At 44.8% G+C, this 21842-nt stretch carries 15 protein-coding genes; 9 read left to right on the forward strand and 6 right to left on the reverse strand.

Going from position 1 to position 21842, the window contains the following annotated elements:
• The first annotated feature begins 134 nt into the window (after window positions 1-134).
• Complete coding sequence (locus A3K91_RS12685) at window positions 135-1499, forward strand: Lnb N-terminal periplasmic domain-containing protein (protein ID WP_062845594.1); 1365 nt, start codon at window positions 135-137, stop codon at window positions 1497-1499.
• 122 nt (window positions 1500-1621) lie between these two features.
• On the opposite strand, the gene A3K91_RS12690 is transcribed toward A3K91_RS12685, so the two are convergent.
• Window positions 1622-2149 carry a YcgN family cysteine cluster protein gene (locus A3K91_RS12690; protein WP_062846019.1) on the reverse strand — a complete coding sequence of 176 codons (528 nt, stop codon included), beginning with the start codon at window positions 2147-2149 and terminating at the stop codon, window positions 1622-1624.
• A gap of 224 nt (window positions 2150-2373) precedes the next feature.
• Here A3K91_RS12690 and A3K91_RS12695 point away from each other — a divergent pair, with 224 nt between their 5' ends.
• The 4 genes from A3K91_RS12695 to mutY all read left to right on the forward strand — a co-directional run bounded on the left by A3K91_RS12695 (window position 2374) and on the right by mutY (window position 9204).
• A complete protein-coding gene (locus A3K91_RS12695; protein WP_062845595.1) occupies window positions 2374-3111 on the forward strand; it encodes a dienelactone hydrolase family protein in 738 nt (245 codons plus the stop codon).
• A gap of 227 nt (window positions 3112-3338) precedes the next feature.
• The gene (locus A3K91_RS12700) at window positions 3339-6455 is read left to right on the forward strand and encodes a DUF2339 domain-containing protein (RefSeq protein ID WP_228139869.1); all 3117 of its coding nucleotides are present in this window, start codon (window positions 3339-3341) and stop codon (window positions 6453-6455) included.
• A gap of 278 nt (window positions 6456-6733) precedes the next feature.
• Window positions 6734-7690, forward strand: coding sequence for a ribosome biogenesis GTPase YlqF (gene ylqF / locus A3K91_RS12705; RefSeq protein ID WP_062845597.1), 957 nt, complete (start codon window positions 6734-6736; stop codon window positions 7688-7690).
• Between the two features lie 245 nt (window positions 7691-7935).
• Entirely contained in the window at window positions 7936-9204 is a 1269-nt protein-coding gene (gene mutY / locus A3K91_RS12710) for an A/G-specific adenine glycosylase (protein WP_062845598.1), read from the forward strand.
• Between the two features lie 137 nt (window positions 9205-9341).
• Here mutY and A3K91_RS12715 read toward each other — a convergent pair whose 3' ends face one another.
• On the reverse strand, window positions 9342-10244 hold the full coding sequence (locus A3K91_RS12715) for an acyl-CoA thioesterase (protein WP_062845599.1): 903 nt from the start codon (window positions 10242-10244) through the stop codon (window positions 9342-9344).
• A 379-nt stretch (window positions 10245-10623) separates the two neighbouring features.
• A complete protein-coding gene (rapA, locus tag A3K91_RS12720; RefSeq protein ID WP_062845600.1) occupies window positions 10624-13512 on the reverse strand; it encodes an RNA polymerase-associated protein RapA in 2889 nt (962 codons plus the stop codon).
• A 363-nt stretch (window positions 13513-13875) separates the two neighbouring features.
• On the opposite strand from rapA, the gene A3K91_RS12725 reads away from it, so the two are divergent.
• Window positions 13876-14823 carry a D-2-hydroxyacid dehydrogenase gene (locus A3K91_RS12725; RefSeq protein WP_062845601.1) on the forward strand — a complete coding sequence of 316 codons (948 nt, stop codon included), beginning with the start codon at window positions 13876-13878 and terminating at the stop codon, window positions 14821-14823.
• Between the two features lie 170 nt (window positions 14824-14993).
• Here A3K91_RS12725 and A3K91_RS12730 read toward each other — a convergent pair whose 3' ends face one another.
• Entirely contained in the window at window positions 14994-16613 is a 1620-nt protein-coding gene (locus A3K91_RS12730; RefSeq protein WP_062845602.1) for a flavin-containing monooxygenase, read from the reverse strand.
• Window positions 16614-16693: 80 nt separating this feature from the next.
• Entirely contained in the window at window positions 16694-17407 is a 714-nt protein-coding gene (locus A3K91_RS12735) for an RluA family pseudouridine synthase (protein ID WP_062845603.1), read from the reverse strand.
• A gap of 372 nt (window positions 17408-17779) precedes the next feature.
• Here A3K91_RS12735 and trxA point away from each other — a divergent pair, with 372 nt between their 5' ends.
• The 3 genes from trxA to A3K91_RS12750 all read left to right on the forward strand — a co-directional run bounded on the left by trxA (window position 17780) and on the right by A3K91_RS12750 (window position 20660).
• On the forward strand, window positions 17780-18106 hold the full coding sequence (gene trxA, locus A3K91_RS12740) for a thioredoxin (RefSeq protein ID WP_062845604.1): 327 nt from the start codon (window positions 17780-17782) through the stop codon (window positions 18104-18106).
• Window positions 18107-18643: 537 nt separating this feature from the next.
• Complete coding sequence (rho, locus tag A3K91_RS12745; protein ID WP_025651526.1) at window positions 18644-19912, forward strand: transcription termination factor Rho; 1269 nt, start codon at window positions 18644-18646, stop codon at window positions 19910-19912.
• 502 nt (window positions 19913-20414) lie between these two features.
• The gene (locus A3K91_RS12750) at window positions 20415-20660 is read left to right on the forward strand and encodes a hypothetical protein (protein ID WP_062845605.1); all 246 of its coding nucleotides are present in this window, start codon (window positions 20415-20417) and stop codon (window positions 20658-20660) included.
• Window positions 20661-20822: 162 nt separating this feature from the next.
• Here the strand turns inward: A3K91_RS12750 and ypfJ are convergent, their stop codons facing one another.
• Complete coding sequence (gene ypfJ / locus A3K91_RS12755; RefSeq protein WP_062845606.1) at window positions 20823-21716, reverse strand: KPN_02809 family neutral zinc metallopeptidase; 894 nt, start codon at window positions 21714-21716, stop codon at window positions 20823-20825.
• Between the last annotated feature and the right edge of the window lie 126 nt (window positions 21717-21842).

Genomic DNA, 21842 nt, shown 5'->3' on the forward strand with positions numbered 1-21842 from the left:
AATAGACCAGTATAAATCAGCTTCACTTTATCGCATGGGTGACTGACATTCAACGACAAATTCACTCAAATTGTATTGTCAGTGTGTTATAAACTTTGCTATGGTCAAAACCTGTGTCTATCAAAGCAATCCTTATGTCGCTACGTTCGTTTTTCTCCCGCCTGTTTAGTTCTCACTCTAATGACCGCCAGTCAAATCATGGTTCACATAGTCGCGTCAGAGAAAACCAAAATCACGGCAAAGAAAACCAAAGCCTTAGTAGAGAAAATAAGGTATTTGGGCATCGACGCGGGTTATCTATATGGCGACACTACATCGTTCAATTTTTTATTGCCCTCGCCCTGATATTGTCTGCGATCTGGTTATTGCTGGCTGTTTGGTACCAATTTGGGATAGCCAGCGCGATCACTTGGCTGACAACGGTTGTGGTGGTTGGACTGTTAGCCACATTGCTTGCAGCGCGTTACTGGCCTCAGATTTTTGATAAAACCCTATTTACCAAAAAAAATGCTACCTCGTACCACAATGCAGACAACCACTCTTACAAAAGCACTCGTGTTAAATGGCTGACAGGGATTTATGCTGCGACTTGGCTTGCAGGGGTTGGCTGGTTTTTGTCTATCGAACCCAAACAAGATCGTGGCTGGATGGCTGAAGTCAGTCAGCGGGTAGATTATAAGCGTGATGCCGCCAACCCTGATTTGATTACGCTCACCAACGTCCGTAATTTTGATTGGCGTACAGATACCGAAGCAACGGAGCATTGGGAAACGCGCACGGTCGATTTGTCCAAGCTGTCTGGTGTTGATGTGACCAACTCTTATTGGATGGGACCACTCATTGCCCATACCTTAGTCAGTTTTCGCTTTGAAAATGATCGACCACTTGCCTTCTCATTTGAGATTCGTAAAGAAAAAGGCGAATCTTTTTCGGCGCTGGCAGGATTTTTTAGGCGTTATGAGTTAAGCCTCATTGCCGCCGAAGAGCGCGACATTATTTATACTCGTAGTAACGCCCGCGGTGAGCAAGTGTATTTGTTTCCTGTCAGTCATTTGCAACAGCATGAGGTGAGATCGTTATTTGAAGCTTATTTGACTGCTGCTGATGACCTAAATGCTGCGCCCGACTGGTACAATACGCTGCTCAGTAACTGTACCAATATCATTTTTTATATGGCGCGTATTGTTAGTGGCGATCGCCTGCCATGGGATTATCGAATTTGGGTATCAGGCTGGCTACCCAATTACCTATATGATGTCGGCATGTTAGATGCAGCGCCCGAAAATGACAATCAGCCTTGGTCGATGGACACATGGTATGAACGCACCCACATCAATCCAAAAACAATCGGGTTTGATAATCAATCTGGTGCCACATCTGATGATAATGGCCGTGCGTTTTCTCAGCAGATTCGTCAAGGCATTCCTATTCCCCCACTTGCCGATTCGCAAGCATCTGCTGAGGCAAATGCACAATCTACCGCTCAAATTTCTCAATAATATCGCTAGGTTTGGTATGGGGCTTGGATATCATGATTAGGTATAGTGACTAAAATTAATAGGGGTAACCATTAGGTGTAGTGAAAAATAATGGAATAATAATAACAGAAAAGTCATGCAGGCTAAGGTTTTACCCAATTGACCACTCGCATCTCCATCTCTTCATCACTCATGCCCGTTTCGCTCACGCAGCGCCCAGCCACACCAACGTTGGCAGCACGCATTTGCTGCTGTGTGAGCACTGCATCCCCAGTCAATAACAAATGCCAACTTGGTAACGTCTGCCCTTTATACAAGCGCTTATAGGCACAGTGTGATGGCAGCCACATCATGCTTGGCAAATTTTCCATGGTCAACTGAATACAATCTGGTACGTGCTCTTGGCGCGTGGCGTAATGCTGACAATAGCCAGTCGCACAATCCATCAGCTGGCATGTCACATCGGTATATTCAACCAACGCTTCATCCACATCGCCGTTTTCGTCTTCATCAATGTACTTAATCAAGCAGCAACTGCCACAGCCATCGCACAAGGCCTCCCACTCGCTGTGATTCAATTCATTCAATGTAAATCGCGACCAAAACTCTGGACGCAAGGTCTCAGCGGCTTTGGTTTCAGGAAACAAAGTCACAGACGGTTCTATCTGCATATCTGAGTGAGAGTTTGATACAAAATTCGATTCAGTAGTCGAATTGGTATTGTCTTTGTTTAACAAATTGATAGTCATAAATGTGCAGTAGCATTTTGATAAAGAGCGTTACAGTATTATAGCTGTTTTTGCTTGCCATGGGCGTTAAGGTAGTAAAAGTAAAAAACGAGACACGATAAATAATATAGATAACCAAAACTCATAACATAAAAAAGGACAATAATATGTCAATTAAGACGTTTGAATTAATCAGCACCACCGAAAACAATGTTGAACTTATCAGCTATGTGGCATTGCCAGAAAATGCTTCAGATACCAATCCAACCGCAGGTATCTTGGTCGCACCAGAATGGTGGGGCATCAGCGATCATACAAAATCAGTGGCCGAGCGTTTGGCTAAAGCGGGCTATGCAGCAGTCGCCATGGACGTCTATGGTGAAGGTAAAATCACTACGGATGCGGCGCAAGCCAATATGTGGATGGAGCAAGTAACTGAAGATCAAGATATGCTAATGGCACGCTGTCGTTTGATCCTCAATGATTTCAGCGACCAATTAGCCGTTGATGGTGATAATTTAGGTGCAATTGGTTACTGCTTCGGCGGTAAAGTCGTACTCGATATGGCACGCGAAGCCATGCCATTAAAAGCCGTCGCCACTTTCCATGGTAATCTATCAGCCAAGCAGCCAGCCGACAAAAACTTCAAAGCAAAAGTGTTAGTCGCTCATGGTCGTGATGATTCAATGGTATCTATGGACGCGGTTGAAGGTCTAAAATCCGAACTAGATGCTGCTGATGTTGATTATACAATTGATGTCTATGACAATGCCAAACATGGCTTCACCAACCCGCATGCAGACGAAAAGGCTGCCAAAAATGAGATAGATCTTGGCTACAATGAAGCTGCTGCCAAGCAAAGCTGGGAAAACATGCTTGAGTTCATGAAAACCAACTTGGCATAATTTTCGCTTAAGCATATAAAACAACTGCTTTGTAATATTAGAGCCAATAAAAAATCCATAAGAGGTCAGCTTAATCATTAAGCTGACCTTTTTTTATTAGTATCAATTTTTTATTGCTGTCCGTCATTCGAGGATTCAAGTGACATAGCCAGGCTTGTACTTCTCAGTAAATAGCGTCATTATCCTTTTATTATGAGACAGATTGAGTGGCGAAGATGTTATATCTCTTGATAACACAACTGGGTTGGCTGGCTTTTACGGCTTTATTGATTGTGGTTGTCGCGTTATACACCAATATCAGTCGAAAAATTGAGCGACTACGCCGTGATGTGACCACATTAAAAATAGAACTTGAGCAGCAAAAAAACAGTAATGCATCATCGTCCTCTACTGTCACAACTGACAACTACGACGATGCATCCAACGCTGCTATAAAAGGTCGCATTACTGAAGATACCATTCTCGATTCACAGAAGCCGCTCGACGCACAAAATCTATTTACCGAAACGTCTGCTACATCACACCCATGGCCGCCTGCTCGACCCACTATTCCTCTATCAAGCCTATCGTCAAATGCCTCTGATATTAACTCTGTAGACAATCAACCTTCAATAGCTACAAGCAATACAATACCGACTGTCCCCATAGAACCTGATGAGCGTTCATTGCCAATGGTCACATCGTTGATTCATTCTATTAAAAATTGGTTTTTTGGTGGAAATTTAGTCGTACGGGTTGGTGTCTTGGTCTTGCTGGTGGGTGTGGTGTTATTGCTACGGTTATTGAGCGAATATATTGAGATTTCTATTGCAACCAAGCTCATGACGATTGGTATTGCAGGGCTTGGATTGGCAGGACTTGGCTATAAGCTGACGGCAAAACGGTTTTCTTATGGCATTACGCTACAAGGTACGGGCCTCGCGATTGCTTATCTGAGTACCTTCTTTGCTTATAGCGTTTATCAGATTCTTCCGAGTATACCAAGCTTTATTGGACTCGGCGTATTATCAGCTGTCACGATTGCGTTGGCAGTTCGGCAAAACGCTTTTCCGCTCGCGTTACTGGCATTGTCTGGCGGTTTTTTTGCTCCTATTTTGACCAGTGAAGACACAGGCAGCTTGGTGGTATTATTCAGCTATTACCTTTTATTAAATGTCACCATCGCGGTGATTGCTCATTATCGACCTTGGAAAATATTGAATCTGTTTGGGGCGGGCGTGACCTTTGGGCTGGCCTACTATTGGGGCATAAGTGAAAATTTAACAGCTGTCATTCAATCACAGCGCTGGCCTCTAGTGTTGCTAGTCGCGTTACACTGGCTTCTATACCTCTTCGTCGTCATTCGCTACGCGCAGCAAATTATCAGCTATAACACCTCCAATGAATTTGCATTCAATAGCACTCACCCAACCGATGGGTCAACAGACACTCTAAAAAATTCGGATAAGGAACAGACGACGTATCTGTTTCCTATCGATACAGGCTTATTATTTTCAGTACCCTTGCTTGCTTTTGGTTTATTCGCCGCGTTGCTAGATGATATTCCCAATGCTTTATCGATGACCAGTGCAATCTTTGCGGCTGTTTATTTTGGTTTGGGCTGGATATTTATCAAGCGCAGTCAGCGTTATGCCTTAATTACAGAAGGCATGTTGGCACTTGGGTTTGGGTTTTTAGCATTGGTTGTGCCCTTAGTGCTTGATGCAGAATGGATTGCCTTTGGTTGGTCGATACAAGGACTGGCACTGGTTTGGTTTGGCAGGCGCTCATTACGTGCGTGGTCCGTATTGTTTGGGCTATTATTGCAGCTGATTAGCATTGGCATGCTTGTGACGACAGCCGTATTCACGGGTAAAGATTATCCCGTATTGGCCTTGAGTATTTCGGCTCTCAGTTATCTGGCGACTGTCTTTATCTTACGTGCCAACAACTCACCGACGGTATTTACCGTCACATCTGGCAACATGTCAGAATCTGCATCAGCCTCTATATCCACTTATGCTGACTCGTTAGGCATCAGCACACGTGCCGCTCACCAATGGTTGCACTCAATCGACAGTCAAAGCCAAGTATTTAAATTTGTGTGGCACAGCCCTAGAGTGATCTCATTTTTGACTTTTACGGCAGTGGTATGGATGCTACACGTACTGATGATTGATTGGGATCATTGGTTTGATATTTGGCAGTCCACAACGACGCTCATTGCGCTCGCGGCGCTCATAAGTCTGTCTGCTTATTGGCTGATTGATCGGTATCAATCATGGTCAGAGATCAGACACCTGAGCCGCCCGTTATCATGGCTATTTTATGCGATGTTAGTGCTACAGCTACCACAGAAGTTTGAGTTTGATTTGAATTGGATAATGACAGAATGGCTGGTGTTTGCAATCCTAGTAGCGGGTTGGTTGATTGTCGGTCAGCTTTGGTTAAAGACATGGCATGCTGCTGGTGATATATCACGCTACTCTCAAGCAAGTTGGCTTGGCACAGGGATTTTATTAATCGCAGCTGGCGCTCATTATGGACTACCCGACTCTGATGGCGTCATGGCTATCTTGATTCCATATATCTTTATATTGGCAGGATTGTGGTTCGGCTATCGCTCTATTAATAACTATTCTGGTAATAATCGTTTTGGCAATAATCACAAGCAAGATGCGCAAGTAAATGACGTGCAGGCTCACGGATGGTTGTACTGGTTTGATTGGCAACAAGCCTTGTTTAACTGCGCAGCTGTTTTTACTCCGATTGCCCTACTGTGGGTCATTATTACCAACTGGTCGTATGACGGTATGATTTGGGATTTACCTTACTTCCCACTGTTGAACTTATATGATGTCACCTCTTGGCTGGTACTCTTGACTGGTTTTAGTCTGTATTACCTGTACCAAAATCGCCACGCTGACCCTTCAACTGCCTCAAATACGATTGCCAAACGCCAGCAAATATTAACCACGGACAATTTCCTCATTATCTTGGGATTGATCAGTTTTTGGCTGATATCTAGTATGTTAATCAGAACGCTACATGCCTTTATTGGTACACCACTGTGGGACGGCGCTCAAGGCGGCGCATGGAACAGCGAGCAAGTGCAGACAGGGCTGACTATTTTATGGACACTCCTCGCATTGGTTGCCACCATTATCGCCAGTCGCTACTGGCAGCGCGCACTTTGGTTTATGGGAATTGGTCTGCTCGGCATTGTCGTGCTCAAACTGGTCTTGGTCGATTTGTCACAGACCGAGGCAATTTGGCGAGTGATATCGTTTATTAGTGCAGGCAGCTTGATATTGTTAATTGGTTATTTGGCACCCTTGCCGCCAGTTGATAAAGAGCAAGTGTAGTCAACCCAATATAACTATAGTGCTGCCAACATTATATTTTCTTGCTTGCTGTGCCTTCGCAGACAGAGGCTACGAAAATATATCGTTGGCAGTGGGTTGGCCTTGTTGTATCTTTTTTATTTAGGATTCACTATAGATCAGTCTCAAAAGTAACTTTGCGTCGTGCCCGTGTGAAATTGTGCCGTGAGCATGCGGGTTCTGTAGTAAACTGGCATCATTAGAAAGTAAACGTTCATTGTTTTACTTTTAGCATTTTTTATAAAAGGTTATGAAGTCAGATGGATAAGAGAGCAAGTATTCAGTGGTTCCCTGGGCACATGAACAAAGCCCGCAACGAAATCAAAGAAATCATGCCGCAGATGGATGTGGTCATCGAAGTGATTGATGCGCGCATTCCTTATAGTAGTGAAAACCCAATGGTCGCAGCGTTGCGCGGCGAAAAACCCGTCATCAAAATCCTAAACAAAGCCGACCTTGCTGATCCTGAATTGACCCAAGCGTGGATGGATCATCTTGAGCAGCAAACCAGTGTTAAAGCGATTGCGTGCGATACCGACAAGGCCAATGATGTCAAACGCATCATCGCCATCTGCAAACATCTTGTTCCCAATAAAGTAGGCACAGGCCGTCAAATCAAAGCTATGATTATGGGTATTCCAAACGTGGGCAAATCTACTTTGATTAATACCTTGGCGGGGCGCGCTGTGGCAAAGACGGGTGATGAGCCAGCGGTGACCAAATCTCAGCAGCTGATTAAACTTGACGATGACATCATGCTCTACGACACGCCTGGTATGCTATGGCCAAAGGTTGAAAATGAAAATTCTGGCTATCGCTTAGCCGCGACGGGCGGTATTCGCGATACCGCGTTTGATTTCGCTGATGTGGCAAGCTACACCGCTGAGTATTTGATGCACGCCTATCCTGAGCTGCTAAAGACTCGCTATAAAATTGACGAGCTACCCAAGACCGATTGGGAGTTTTTTGAAATAGCGGGTCGTAATCGTGGCTGTGTGCGTTCAGGCAATCAGGTCGACACCTACCGCATGTCTGAGATTCTCATCAATGAACTGCGTAGTGCGAAGATCGGGCGTATCACGCTTGAAACCCCAGCGATGATTGAGGCAGAAGAAATCGTCGTTGCAGAACAACGTCTCGCTGCTGAAGAGAAGCGTAAAGCTAAAGAAGAAGAGAAGCGTTTACGTAAAAAGCGTACACGTCAGAATCGGAAGTAGGTTTGGTTTAAAACTTGCTTCTTAAAAAATTATCTTCTATAAAAAAGCCCTCATGGGCTTTTTCGTATTTTGCTTTAATCAAATTTTGCGCCAACACTTATGCTATAAATAATTTTCAGCTTCCATCTATCGTTAAGTAGTTATTTTTATTATATTATTTAATACAATCACGTTAAAGTTGGGTCGTAGCAAATACGCATATCAGGTATAATTGTTTACCTTTAAAACACTAGATAATAAAGCCTATGACCCAGCTAACCGCCAATTCTGAATCTTCTGACACAGCTTTTAACCACACCACCTCTTCTCTAAACTCCTTCGCCCCGCGCCTTCTCGATTGGTTTGCCGAAAATGGTCGCCATGACTTGCCTTGGCAACAGCACCAGACTGATACGCCCAATCCTTATATCGTGTGGCTATCAGAAGTCATGCTTCAGCAAACGCAAGTCACCACCGTACTGCCCTACTTTGCGCGGTTTATGGACACGTTTCCGACGGTGCAAGATTTAGCCGCAGCCGACTGGGATTTGGTCGCCGAGCATTGGGCAGGACTTGGTTACTATGCACGTGCGCGTAATTTGCACAAAGGCGCTAAGCAGTTGGTTGCAGTGATCGATGAGGCTGGTAATTTTCCGCAGACTTTGGAAGGCTGGGAGGCGATTTCTGGCGTTGGCCCATCGACCGCGGGCGCAATTATGGCGATGGGATTACACCGCTATGGCGTCATCTGCGATGGTAATGTCAAACGGGTTTTAACACGCTGGGCAGCCATAGACAGTGACATTACCAAGTCCGCCACGACAAAAGAGCTATGGGCGTTAGCAGAACGTTTAACGCCTAACGAGTGCTCGGGACTGTTCGCGCAAGCGATGATGGATATGGGCGCGACCTTATGTACGCGCAGCAAACCTGCATGCCTATTGTGTCCCTTAAAAGACGACTGCTTGGCACATGCCGAGGGACGCGAGACTGATTATCCCGTCAAAGCCAAAAAACAGCCCAAACCCAGTAAGTTTAGTGATGCGTTGCTTATTGAAAGTACAGATGGTGAAATATTGTGGCTACAACGCCCTGACAATGGCATTTGGGGTGGACTGTGGAGCTTGCCATTACAGTTTGTGGAAAAAGTTGACGGTAAAATGAATGGTAAGACTGCTACTAAAAAATCAGAAAATAACGAGGATAAGCCATCAGGTGATGTACGTAGTAATGAAAAAGTATACGAAGCAGAATTTACCACGGCTGAGCAAATTATCAATGAATGGCTGACAGAAAACGATTTAGCCGCAGCATCAACCAGTCGCACATTGCTGGATGATGACCCTATTAAGCATTCACTCACGCACTTTCATTGGTATCTGACGTCGCGGAAACTGACGGTTGATACGGCACAAATAACCGAGCTAAATAGTAAACTAGCAGCGGCTGAGACTGCCTTTAAATGGTTAACCCAACAAAAAGCGCGAGACAGTTTGGGTCTGCCTCGCGCCATGGAAAAAATTATTGAGCGTTAAATTTAGAATCGATAGTTAAACGTTGATGTTAATGCAAAACTCTAAGCGCTATTTTTAAAAATATCTTTAAAGGTAGGGCTTAGAACTTTTTATCATTCAAGGTTCTACAATATTCGTCTAGATTTTAAGACTAGACTCTAAGATTTAGGCACACGCAAACGCATCAAACCTTCTTGTTGTACGGTGGCAACCAGCTTGCCATTTTGCCAAAATTGTCCGTGATTGAGACCTTTGGCATTAGAAGTTGTATCACTCCACATGTCGTACAGCATCCATCCGTTCAAATCAAAATTACGATGGAAGTGCATCGAATGATCAATACTGGCCGCTTGCAAACCACTGGTCATAAAGCTCACACCATGGGACATTAATCCTGTACCGACCAGATAAAAATCCGATGAAAACGCAAGAAGCGCCTGTTGAATAGCAACCGGTTGATTGCCCAGCTCACGAATACGCAACCAGTTGGCTTGTTTGGGTTTCATGGGTTCAGGATGAATCGGATCACGCGGTTTGACTGGTTTAATCTCCACATGACGACGACGCATAAAGCGTGCTTTGAGCGCATCTGGCACTTTACCCACGTATTCTTCTTTTAAATCCTGCTCTGCCAGCAAATCTTCAGGTGGCGGATAAACGGGCATATCTTCTTGATATTCAAGGCCCTCTTCCATCGGTGAAAACGAGGCAATCATCGAAAATATGACTTGCTCCACTGGTGGTTTGCCACGCACTTCTTTGTATTGAATCGCCGTCACTTCACGCGCTGACAGACTGCGACCATCTCGCAATCGGCGCACTTGATAGATGACAGGCTGATTGATATCACCACCACGCAAAAAATATCCATGCAATGAATGACATGGTTTATCTTGATCCAGCGTATGCGCTGCGGCCATCATCGCTTGGGCGAGTACCTGCCCGCCAAAAATACGACTGCCAACATAGTCATGGCTTTTACCCTCAAAAACATCAGGGGTCACTTCAATAAGCGCTACCGTAGCGAGCAGCTCATCAATCAGTTGCGAATAATCGGACATGACGATATGTTTCCTTATTTTTATAAAAAACGCACAGCAGCTATCGATATCAATAAGGTTATGATATTGCGACAGATCCGTTGCGTTTGAATTTACAATAATATGAAATCACTTGTTAAAACACGCAAGTGAGATTTTAGAACAGAAAATACAGTCATAGCAGTGCTATCACTAAGCATTCATTACCTAGGTATGTGTTACAATTTGGCAAGGTAAACATATTACCCAATATTGGTTGCTTTGACTAGAGACTAAGCGCTTACTTACAAGTATCGCTCGATTTATTTAACGGCGATGATACAAAACGCCCTGTCTACACAAGCAATATAGATGATAAAAAACGAGATACTCGGTGGCATCTCGTTTTTTTGTTTTAAGTTTAAGGTTTTACGGCGACCAATACACGAATAGAATCTGGCACTAAGGATAAATTACCGAGCGCTTGCTCTCCTTGCGCTTTTAGTTGCTCTAGACGCTCAATCTCTTCAGGGCGTACGTTAGGATTGATGGTTTGCAGATGCTTGAGGCGTTTGATTTCACGTGACCATTGCTGGCTAAAGCGCGCGCTTGCCTGCGCACCAATCTCTGTTAGTTGCTCACGAGCAATGTCTTCGGCTTCATAATAACGCTGCTCAATCACATCCCCGCGCACTTTAATCACTTGGCGCGCACGATTTTTATCCAAACGCTCAATATGCGGCATAATCATGTCGGCGCTGATACGGGCTGACAAATCGCTGCCCTGCTCACTGATAAAGACGCGAATGTTCTGTGTGGTCAATGTCGCTGGCAGATTCAGGACTTTTGGCGCAATCGCTTCCACACGAAAATTCACTTCAAGCAATACCATGCCTTGTGGTACTGCAGCACTTTTTAGCATGGCAACCGTGGTATTACCAAAGGTGCTGGTGCTCGCCAGCTCATAGATGGCACGCATCAATGGATGCTCATGCGTGATGAAGTCAATATCTTCGCGCTGTAACGCTTGCTCACGCTCAAAGGTCAGCGTCATGCCGTCTTCATCACCGAGTGGCAAGCCATCGATATAATCACTGATCTCAGTGCTATCAATCGGGGCAATGACCCATGAGCCATCACGTTGAATATTGTGATCGATATTGGCTGAGGCAAAGAAGCGCTCGATAAATTGCGGCAATAAATTGTGACTATCAAAATCACGCATGGCATCAGCGATACGCCCTGCAACGCGCGGACGGCACGAATTGTACTCAAGCAGACGATCACGGCCGGCTTGTAGCTGAGCTTCTAGCCCCAAACGTGTCTGTAGTGCCTCTGCAATCACATTTTGTAAGGTGGTGCGATTGTCATCGGTATCCGCACCCTCAAGCATTGGTTTTAGCTCTTGAATATATTGCTCTTGCACGCTTTGAGCGGTTGGTGAAATCTGATTAAACATGTTGAGCGCATCGTTATACCATTGGTACAGACGCTCTTGCGCCGTGCCTTGTACGTATGGGACATGCAGCATGATTTGCTGTGTTTGCCCAATACGGTCTAGACGTCCAATGCGCTGCTCTAAGGTATCCGGATTGGCAGGCAAATCCCATAGTATTAATTGACTGGCAAACTGGAAGTTACGGCCTTCTGAACCAATCTCTGAACATAATAGTATCTGTGCGCCTTCGCTATCGGCAAAAAATGCCGCCGCTTGGTCACGCTCAAGCAGAGTCATTTGCTCAGTAAAGATAGCCGTCTTAATACCTGCATGTAAGCGCAATACTGCCTCTAAACTCTCAACTGTCGCGCCACTACGCGCAATCAGTAACACTTTATTGTGTTTGAGATCGCCTTTTAAGATGTCAATTAACCAAGGCACACGTGGGTCGTCCTCTAACCAGCCACCATCCGGCTGGTTTTCTTCGCCCCATAGCTGCTCACGCAATTTGCCATTAGTTTGATAACTGTCTTTCCAAGCCTCAGGTAATGGCAGTGGGTATGGCTGACTGCTACGACCATAAAAGCCTTTTACACTCTCACGTGTATTGCGGAACAAGATACGGCCCGTACCATGACGATCGAGTAACTCGTTAAGCGCATAGGTTCGCAATTTTTCATCGTCGTTGATTGCTGCAAGCTCGTCAATATTGATGTCTAACAAACTACTCAACGCGGCAATTTGACCCTCACTTACTGGCTTGTCTTCTATCAACACGCTAGCAACTGCCGCTGTTTCAGCAAATGCTTCTTGACCATCGATGAACTCATCTAAATCATCAAAACGATCAGGATCTAATAGGCGCAAACGGGCAAAGTGACTTTGCGCGCCAAGCTGCTCAGGGGTCGCGGTCAATAGCATGACGCCTGGCGTCTCTTCTGCAAAGTCTGCAATCAAATCGTATTTGTCGTTGCCGCCTTGCGCTTCATCCCAATGCAAGTGATGCGCCTCATCGACGACCAACAGGTCAAACCCAGCCTCCATCGCTTGGTCATACAAATCAGGATGGTCAAGCAGCAGATCCATACCAGCGATGATACACTGCTCAGTGGCAAAGACGTTTTGCTCAGGATCGTGCTCTTTGATCGCAGCAGTACGCACCAAATCAAACAACGCAAAGTTCAGATTAAAACGGCGACGCAGCTCAATCATCCACTGATATTGCAAACTGTCTGGTACAAGGATAAGTACACGCTCAGCCTTGCCTGTCAGTAGCTGCTGATGAATAATCAAACCCGCTTCAATGGTTTTACCAAGGCCAACTTCATCGGCTAGCAATACACGTGGCGCGATACGTTTGCCCACTTCATGCGCGATATAGAGCTGATGTTCGATAATATCGACACGTGCGCCCATCAAGCCTTTGAGTGGGTGACCGGCAAGCGCCGACTGCATACGCAAGATATCTTGACGCAGCTCGTACCAATCACCGCGCTCAATACGACCAGCGAGCAGACGTTCAAGCGGCTTTGCTAGCGTAATATTGGCCGCAAGACGGGTCTCCATAATGCCTCTTTCGTGCTCATCGACACCGTACTTGAGTACGCCCATGACTTCGTCAACCGCATTGACTGTATAGCATTTGCCGTCTTGGTCATAAATGCTGTCACCAATTTTGAACACCACGCGTGATAAAGGCGCAGAGTTTTTGGCATAGACGCGTGTCTCTTCACTTTGAGGGAATAGAATATGGACACATCGGTCGTCTACATCGATGACCACACCCAAGCCCAGCTCGGACTCCGTATCAGATAAATAACGTTGACCAACGGCGAATTCGGTGCTGTGCAATGAAGCAATAGAAATAGTCATAGGGCGATGTCTTTTGTACTCAGATGATAAGAAAATAAATAGCGATGGTGGCTATCATACGGCTAAAGTGACTCACGCATCACTACATCAAAATTCGGATGCGCGATACGCTCACATAAAACAAACCAGCCATTAAACCGAACCATTATATAACGTTAGCGGCTAGATGAGTGCGTTAAGTTGAATTTTCAAGAGAGGGCGTGCGATAGCCATTGATATTATAAGATATTTAGCAGATTCGTTTTTGACTAAGCTGAGATTTAACTAAGTACTAAGCTGATATTTGACTAAGCGTTGTCACGTGCTACATTAAGACGCTCAATGCTTTCAATATAAATTCAAAACAATAACTAAGGATGACGCATGCAAGCGGTTTTTTTAGACAAAGGCACTTTTTCTGATGGTATTGACTTACCCGCACCAGCAGGCGTGAGTGACTACATCACATATAACGACACGCCAAAAGACACAGACACCATTATTGATCGTTGTAAAGATGCTGACATCATCATCACCAATAAAGTCCAAATTGGCGCTGACGTCATCGAAAGCTTGCCAAAGCTCAAGCTGATCCAGCTGACGGCCACAGGCATGAACAACGTCGATAAAGAGGCTTGCGACAAGCATGATGTTGCACTTTACAATGTCGCTGGTTACGCCGTCAAAAGCGTCCCTGAGCATACCTTTATGCTGATGCTAACGGCTATGCGCGCAGGTATTCACTATCATCAAAAAGTCGCTGATGGCACATGGCTTGCCAATGGCAATTTTTGTCTGCTTGATATTCCGCTCATTGATCTAGAAGACAAAACGCTTGGTGTCATTGGGGTTGGTACGATTGGCAAACGCGTCACCGATATTGCTCGCGCCTTTGGCATGACCGTTTTATGGGCCGAGCATCAAGGACAAGCGCCTCGTAACGATGATTACACAGCATTTGATGAGGTACTCGCCCGCTCGGACGTCATTACCCTGCATTGTCCACTAAATGAACAGACTCAGCATCTTATTAACAAAGACACGTTGGCAAAAATGACAAAGCAACCGCTTATCGTCAATGTGGCGCGAGGTGGGGTTGTCGATAGTCAAGCACTGACCGATGCCATCAACCATGAGCAAATCATCGGTTACGCCAGTGACGTGTTTGAACAGGAGCCAATCGCAAATGACGACCCGTTACTCACCCTTGCCAATCATCCACGTGTGATATTTAGCCCGCACAACGCTTGGGGCAGCAAAAGCGCGCAGGAAACCTTGTGGCAAATGCTCAGCAAACAAGTGACTGATTTTATTGATAAGCCGTCAAAATAACTGATAACCTCAGCATTAAAGACTTGGTTGCGGCCAAGTCTTTACACCATTAGGTGAGTATAAAACGAATTAGCAGAACTGGGATAAATATTACCAAGCCTCTATCGCCGCAGGCACAGCAAGCAAGAAAAGTTTATACACATTCTGCCTGATAACGCCCTGTATTTGTTTTAACGACTAAAATGCAACCAATCGTCTTTTATCTGACGATATTTGAGCATCACGCGGTCACTAAGATAATTGTTGGTCACGTACCAAGGATAGCGATCGCCTTGTTTGGGCAGCTCATTTATGGCTCGTCTCACATACCCTGCTGATAACGCTCCCATCACGGTATCTTCTTGAATGTGTGCCTCGCTATGGTCGGTTTTTGCTTGTGGTAATGCCACTTGATAACGATGCTTGTGCATGTAATCCAGCAGGCGCATGACATACTGACACGCCAGATCAATTTTTAGTGTCCACGAGGCATTGGTATAGCCGAACAGAGCGACCATATTTGGTATCCCTTCAATCATGGTCGCCTTGTAGGTCATACGACTGCCGATATCGACTGCCTGACCGTCGATATACACGCTGGCACCGCCAAGCATTTGTATCTTTAGACCCGTTGCCGTGACGATGATATCTGCCTCTAGATGCTGACCTGACTTAAGCTTGATTCCTGTTGGCGTAAAGCAATCTATCTGATCGGTGACGATATCGGCACGCTTGTGATGTAACGCATTGAATAAGTCACTGTCTGGCACGGCACATAAGCGCTCATCCCAAGGATTGTAACTGGGTAAAAAATGCGCCACGTCCACGTTACTGCCTTTTAACTCTTTTTTGACCCCATGTTTTAATATCGCTTTCATGGCTTTTGGTGCAAAGATAGCCGCTCGGTAAATGCCTTGTTGCATCAATACATTACGGGCACGCAGCACAGTATAAGCCTGCTCTTTTGATAAAGGTGACAGACTACCAGACAGCCAATCAAGCGCATAATCATCGCCCGGTACACGGGCCACATAGGTCGGCGTACGCTGCAATAACGTCACATGCCGTGCGCATTGCGCGCTTTCTTGATCAACTAGCGCTGGCAACAGCGTCATCGCCGTGGCACCACTGCCAATGATCACCACTTTTTTGTCATCGTAATGAACATTTTGCCAATGCTGCGGATGCACTATCTGACCTCGAAACGCCTCCTCTTTCTCAAAATGAGGTCTATAGCCTTGCTCATAATCGTAATAGCCAGTAGCACCCACGACAAAATGGGCGGTTAGCGCAAACACTTCACCACTACTCTGGTTTTTTACCATCGCCGTCCAGCGCTGGGTCGTACTTGACCAAGACAGCTGCTGCACCTCGTGCTGGTAGCGAATGTGCTCCGTCACCCCAAACTCGCGCGCGGTATCGGCAATATAGCGCTTGATATCCGCGCCTTTTGCCAACATTCTGTGATCTAGCCACGGGCGAAAGCCATAACCAAAGGTCAGTGCATCAGAATCAGAGCGAACCCCAGGATAGGTAAATAAGTCCCATGTTCCGCCCAAATCTGCCCGTTTTTCTAATATCACAAATCGCTGAGCTGTCTTTTTCTTAGATGACCGGTTGCGCGTTACTTTATTGGCACCTTTACGACCAAATAGATGCTTGTGCTGTCGCTGCTGTAAACGGCATGCCATACCAACACCAGCAAGACCTGCTCCAATGATCAGCACCTCATAATCTACTGGCACGCTTGACGGTTTTTTAGAGGTAAAACGGTTTTTGAGCGCCTGTCTTGCCGTTGTCATATTAAGCATAATCTCATCCTTGTGTTTATATGTATGCTTTCACTTGCCGTATTTTTATAGTTGATTCACAAAGCCAATGCTAGCCTATCTTAAAAAGGACATGGGCTTTCCCAATCCATCCATGCGCCAAGCGTGGGATGTTTGAGGCGTAATTGCTGGGCGTGGAGATTGAGCCTTGGCGCAATTTCTAAAGCAGCGCCTTCAGCATAAATAGGATCACCAATCATCACATGGCCAACATGTACCATATGTACGCGCAACTGGTGACTGCGACCTGTTACCGGCTTCAACATGACGCGCGTGACTGACTGACCATTGCATACTTCATGAGCCACCACTTCGTATAAAGTCAACGCGTGCTTTGACCAGTCATGATCGACGATATGGCGTGGTTTTGTCATCGGCTCATAACGCACAGGCACGGATATCTCACCAGTGGCACCCACACTCTCCCACTGACCAAACACACGTGCTTGATATTTTTTTTGTGGCAATCGCTCAATAAACTGCTTACTGATATGGGTTTGCGCAGCAGCATTTTTGGCAAAAATAATCAGACCTGAGGTATCCATATCAAGTCGATGAATCAGCTTAACCGCTGGATTGGCACGTTCAAGCCGAGCAAGCAGGCTCACCTTGAGCGTTTTGCCATCGACACTTAGCAGTCCTGCGGGTTTATCGACCACCCAAATATCATCATCTTCGTAGACGGTAATGTCTTGCGCAAAGGTCTGAAAAAAATCAAGCGGATAAGCTTTTTCTTGAGCGTTTAGAGTAAGGACTTCTTCATCGGTAAAAGGCATAAAATGAGCTACTTATGTGGTTGGACTTGAACGTACTGAGTTATGAACCAGTTATTATGGGCGAACACAAAACGGGTAAGCACTTGAATTAAGGAGAAAAAAACAGATATAAATGTAAGTTTAAGAGAATGCTAGAAAACATAGGTGACAGACAAACCATAACCTGTATTGTTATGTTTTGATTTATTGTGCTAATAGTAATTGTTGAGCAATTTAACTGGCATACCTCTGCCAATCGCTGCCAAACATGTTAATATAATCGCACATTTTCACCAATTCTAAACCATTCTTTGGCTTCTTATTCTCTATCGTGACACCACTATATAGAGAGATACACGCTAACAGAAATAATAAAACAAGAGAGATAATATTATGTCAGACCTTATTGTTAACACCACTGATACAGATTTCGACCAAGACGTATTACAATCAGATGTACCAGTACTGGTAGATTTTTGGGCGGCTTGGTGTGGTCCATGTAAAGCCATTGCGCCTATTTTAGAAGAACTGGCGACTGAATACCAAGGTAAAGTTAAAATCGTCAAAGTTGATGTGGACAGCAACCCACAAGCAGCAAGCCGTTTTGGTATCCGTAATATCCCAACACTGTTTGTGTTCAAAGACGGTGAGAAAGTAGATTCAGTGATGGGTTTACAGCCAAAAGCTGAGTTGGCTAAAGTATTAGACAAGCATCTATAAGTTAATATTCGTTGGCATCAACCCGTTTGAGGTTCACGTTTTACAACGTAATGCTATGTTTCAGAAAGCTATCATCTGTCTTAGATGATGGCTTTTTTGCTTATTTTTTATGCAAAAAACTCAATTATATGACTTTTTTGGCAAAATTTATTGACAACCTCATTGTGAAGACCGTATAGTCTGCTGACAACAGAAAACTAACGGTTTTCTTAAGTGTCTTATTGCTATTCTCCTCGTGTTTATCAACAAAAACACAATCGTCATTATAAACACCATTGCTGAACGAAATGACTGAACACAATTACTGATACTGAGTTTTTGACGCAGACTCTTATGTGGCCTTCTTTGCCTTTATTTCTTATTACCTTGCATCAAACGATTGCAATCCGTACATAAGCTGACGTGTAAAATCAAAACTACATAAATTCTCGCTCTGTGCACACACCCTCTATCGCTATACTATCGCTGTTTTAATCAATGTCGTGACTTGTGCTGCTAATGGCATCTCTCATCTGATCAATTGCTAATGACCTATCTATGAATCTAACTGAATTAAAGAAAAAATCAATCGCTGAGCTATTGGCAATCGCCAAAGAAATGGGTCTTGACAACATGGCGCGTAGCCGTAAACAAGACATTATCTTTGCTATCTTAAAAACCCATGCCCGTAATGGTGAAGCCATTTATGGTGACGGCGTGCTTGAGGTTCTTCCTGACGGTTTTGGCTTTTTGCGTTCCTCAGAAGGCTCTTATTTGGCAGGCCCTGACGATATCTACGTCAGCCCTAGTCAAATTCGCCGTTTTAGTCTCAAGACGGGTGACAGTATTGCTGGTACGATTCGCCCCCCAAAAGATTCTGAGCGTTACTTTGCGCTATTGAAGGTTGGTGAAATCAACTTTGATACGCCAGATCGTTCACGTCATAAGCTTATCTTTGAGAACTTAACCCCTCTATTTCCAACTGAGCAATTGAAGCTCGAGCTTGGTAATGGTACCACTGAAGATTTGACGGGTCGTATCATCGACCTGATTGCTCCAATTGGTAAAGGTCAACGCTCTATTATCGTGGCACCGCCAAAAGCGGGTAAGACGATGTTGCTACAGACCATCGCTCAATCAATTACTCGTAACAACCCTGAGTGTTATCTGATTGTACTACTCATCGACGAGCGTCCAGAAGAAGTGACCGAGATGGTACGTACCGTACGCGGTGAAGTGGTTGCCTCTACCTTCGATGAGCCGCCACAGCGTCACGTACAAGTTGCCGAAATGGTCATCGAAAAAGCCAAACGTTTGGTTGAACATAAGCAAGACGTCGTCATTTTGCTTGACTCTATTACTCGTCTTGCCCGCGCTTATAACACCGTCATTCCTTCATCAGGCAAAGTATTGACTGGTGGTTTGGATGCCAATGCGCTAGAGCGTCCAAAACGCTTCTTCGGTGCGGCGCGTAACGTTGAAGAAGGTGGTAGTTTGACCATTATCGCCAGTGCCTTAATTGACACCGGTAGTAAAATGGACAGCGTTATTTTTGAAGAGTTCAAAGGAACGGGTAACCAAGAGATTACGCTTGAGCGTGATTTGGCCGAAAAACGCGTTTTCCCAGCCATCAATATCAAAAAATCTGGTACGCGCCGCGAAGAGCGCCTATTGGATGAAGACAAATTGCGTAAAGTTTGGATTTTACGTAAATTACTACAGCCGATGGATGGCGTACAAGCCACTGAGTTCTTATTGGATCGTCTCAAAGAGGCAAAAACCAATGACGAATTCTTTGAGCAAATGAAGCGTAAATCACAGAACTAAGACCAGCCAAGAATTTACTTGCTGACTAAGTAAAAATAGCGTTATTTATTAAGACCGCCTCTGTGCGGTCTTTTTGTTTGCGACTTTTCTCATTTAGAAATATACCGCATGTCTTTATCAAAACAGTTATCGTACTATCCATTTGATTACAATGACTCTATGCAAAACGACTACTATGGATACAGTGGGGCAACATATTTTACAGACATCTTGCAAAGCTTAGCGCTTTTACTACGCCTAGAAATAGTAATATGGGTTAGCATAAGAGCCAGTATAGATATACTCTGCTATCAGATATCGATAGTAGTATTTTTGAGATATTTGCTATGCTTAATAATCCTTACTAATGCAGACCTTATTATGTCTTGCGGTAGCACAATAGATTATTTTAGGATAATTACCCACAAGCTTTACTCCATTATGTTGGTATAAGCAGCTAGGGTAATGAAAATATCGTCTCCTGATTTTGACAAACCAAATTGATAACTTAATAGGTGATACTATGAAATTTGCTAAAACTATCGCAATGACTGCTCTTACTAGCTCAGCTCTTATCATGGGTGGCTGTGCAAGCGGTGGCTACGGCTACAACAGTGGTGTAAGCAATACTGCAAAAGGTGCTGCTGCTGGTGCAGCCGCTGGTGCATTGATTAGAAGTGGCGGAAACAGCAAAGACATCGCACGTGGTGCACTTGGTGGTGCTGCAGTTGGTGGCGCAGGTGCTTACATCCTTAACAACAGCAGATAATCGCTGAAGCCTATTTTAGGAACTTGATGCTTTACTGCTTTATGGTCTGATTCGAAGTGGTTAAGCCAATCAAAGATATCTTAAAATACAAAAAAGCCTGCAATATATGTTGCAGGCTTTTTTAATGGACAATTTTTATAATTAGAGGTATTTAATAAATACCTATGACAATGCACCACTAAACGTATCGCAAGATTGAATGTTGCCACTCTCTAATCCACGCGTGAACCACTGAATACGTTGCTGGCTTGTGCCATGAGTAAAATTATCCGGTACTACTTCCCCACCACTTGCTTTTGCTAGGCGATCATCACCAATTTGACCCGCCGCGTTAATGGCTTCATCAATATCACCTGCTTCTAAGAACTGCACACGTTCTTGATTGCGCTGTGCCCAAACGCCAGCAAAGCAATCTGCCTGCAATTCTTGTAACACTGACAACTTATTGGCTTGTGCCCGCGTGACTTGACGGCCAGCTTCATTGACTTGTTGCGTGATCCCTAATAAGGTCTGAACATGATGGCCAACTTCATGCGCAATGACATATGCTTGAGCAAAGTCACCAGCCTTACCTTGATTGTCTTCACTACCTGAGCCTTGTTGATCACCAGTAATACCTAAGTTCTGACGCATCTCTACAAAAAATGATGTGTCCAAATATACAGTCTGATCACCTGGGCAATAGAATGGACCAGTTGCTGCACTGGCACTACCGCATGCTGAACTGACTTGTCCATTGAACAGAATCAGTGACGGCTCTTGATAGGTGCTACCTGCTTCATTAAAGACCTGATGCCATACCTCTTCTGTATCTGCCAATACCACTTTTACAAATTGTGTGTCCCTATCAGTCTCTGTTGCAGGTTCAGTCGACGCCTCTCCACCACTGCCTCCTGCAATTACCTGACCTGTTTGCAAAGCGGTCATTGGATTTACACCAAATACCAACCACAAAATACCAGCAATGATAATACCGCCGATACCACCGCCTATCACCTTACCACCGCCCTTACTTGAGCGTACGTTCGTGCTGCCTCGTCTACCTTGCCATTTCATAATGCTATTCCTCAAACTTACGATAGACATTGCTATTCGTGTCAATAGTTATTCATATTATGTGCTTTTACGCTCAATGCTCTATTCTGCTGTGTGCATCTAATACAGCAAAATCCAATCGTTTGA

Source organism: Psychrobacter alimentarius (assembly GCF_001606025.1).
In the GTDB taxonomy this organism is placed as follows: Bacteria; Pseudomonadota; Gammaproteobacteria; order Pseudomonadales; family Moraxellaceae; genus Psychrobacter; species Psychrobacter alimentarius.

Coding starts and splice junctions, on each gene's coding strand:
- A3K91_RS12685 (WP_062845594.1), top strand. CDS start 135: ATGTCGCTACGTTCGTTTTTCTCCCGCCTGTTTAGTTCTCACTCTAAT.
- A3K91_RS12690 (WP_062846019.1), bottom strand. CDS start 2,149: ATGCAGATAGAACCGTCTGTGACTTTGTTTCCTGAAACCAAAGCCGCT.
- A3K91_RS12695 (WP_062845595.1), top strand. CDS start 2,374: ATGTCAATTAAGACGTTTGAATTAATCAGCACCACCGAAAACAATGTT.
- ylqF (WP_062845597.1), top strand. CDS start 6,734: ATGGATAAGAGAGCAAGTATTCAGTGGTTCCCTGGGCACATGAACAAA.
- mutY (WP_062845598.1), top strand. CDS start 7,936: ATGACCCAGCTAACCGCCAATTCTGAATCTTCTGACACAGCTTTTAAC.
- A3K91_RS12715 (WP_062845599.1), bottom strand. CDS start 10,244: ATGTCCGATTATTCGCAACTGATTGATGAGCTGCTCGCTACGGTAGCG.
- rapA (WP_062845600.1), bottom strand. CDS start 13,512: ATGACTATTTCTATTGCTTCATTGCACAGCACCGAATTCGCCGTTGGT.
- A3K91_RS12725 (WP_062845601.1), top strand. CDS start 13,876: ATGCAAGCGGTTTTTTTAGACAAAGGCACTTTTTCTGATGGTATTGAC.
- A3K91_RS12730 (WP_062845602.1), bottom strand. CDS start 16,613: ATGCTTAATATGACAACGGCAAGACAGGCGCTCAAAAACCGTTTTACC.
- A3K91_RS12735 (WP_062845603.1), bottom strand. CDS start 17,407: ATGCCTTTTACCGATGAAGAAGTCCTTACTCTAAACGCTCAAGAAAAA.
- trxA (WP_062845604.1), top strand. CDS start 17,780: ATGTCAGACCTTATTGTTAACACCACTGATACAGATTTCGACCAAGAC.
- rho (WP_025651526.1), top strand. CDS start 18,644: ATGAATCTAACTGAATTAAAGAAAAAATCAATCGCTGAGCTATTGGCA.
- A3K91_RS12750 (WP_062845605.1), top strand. CDS start 20,415: ATGAAATTTGCTAAAACTATCGCAATGACTGCTCTTACTAGCTCAGCT.
- ypfJ (WP_062845606.1), bottom strand. CDS start 21,716: ATGAAATGGCAAGGTAGACGAGGCAGCACGAACGTACGCTCAAGTAAG.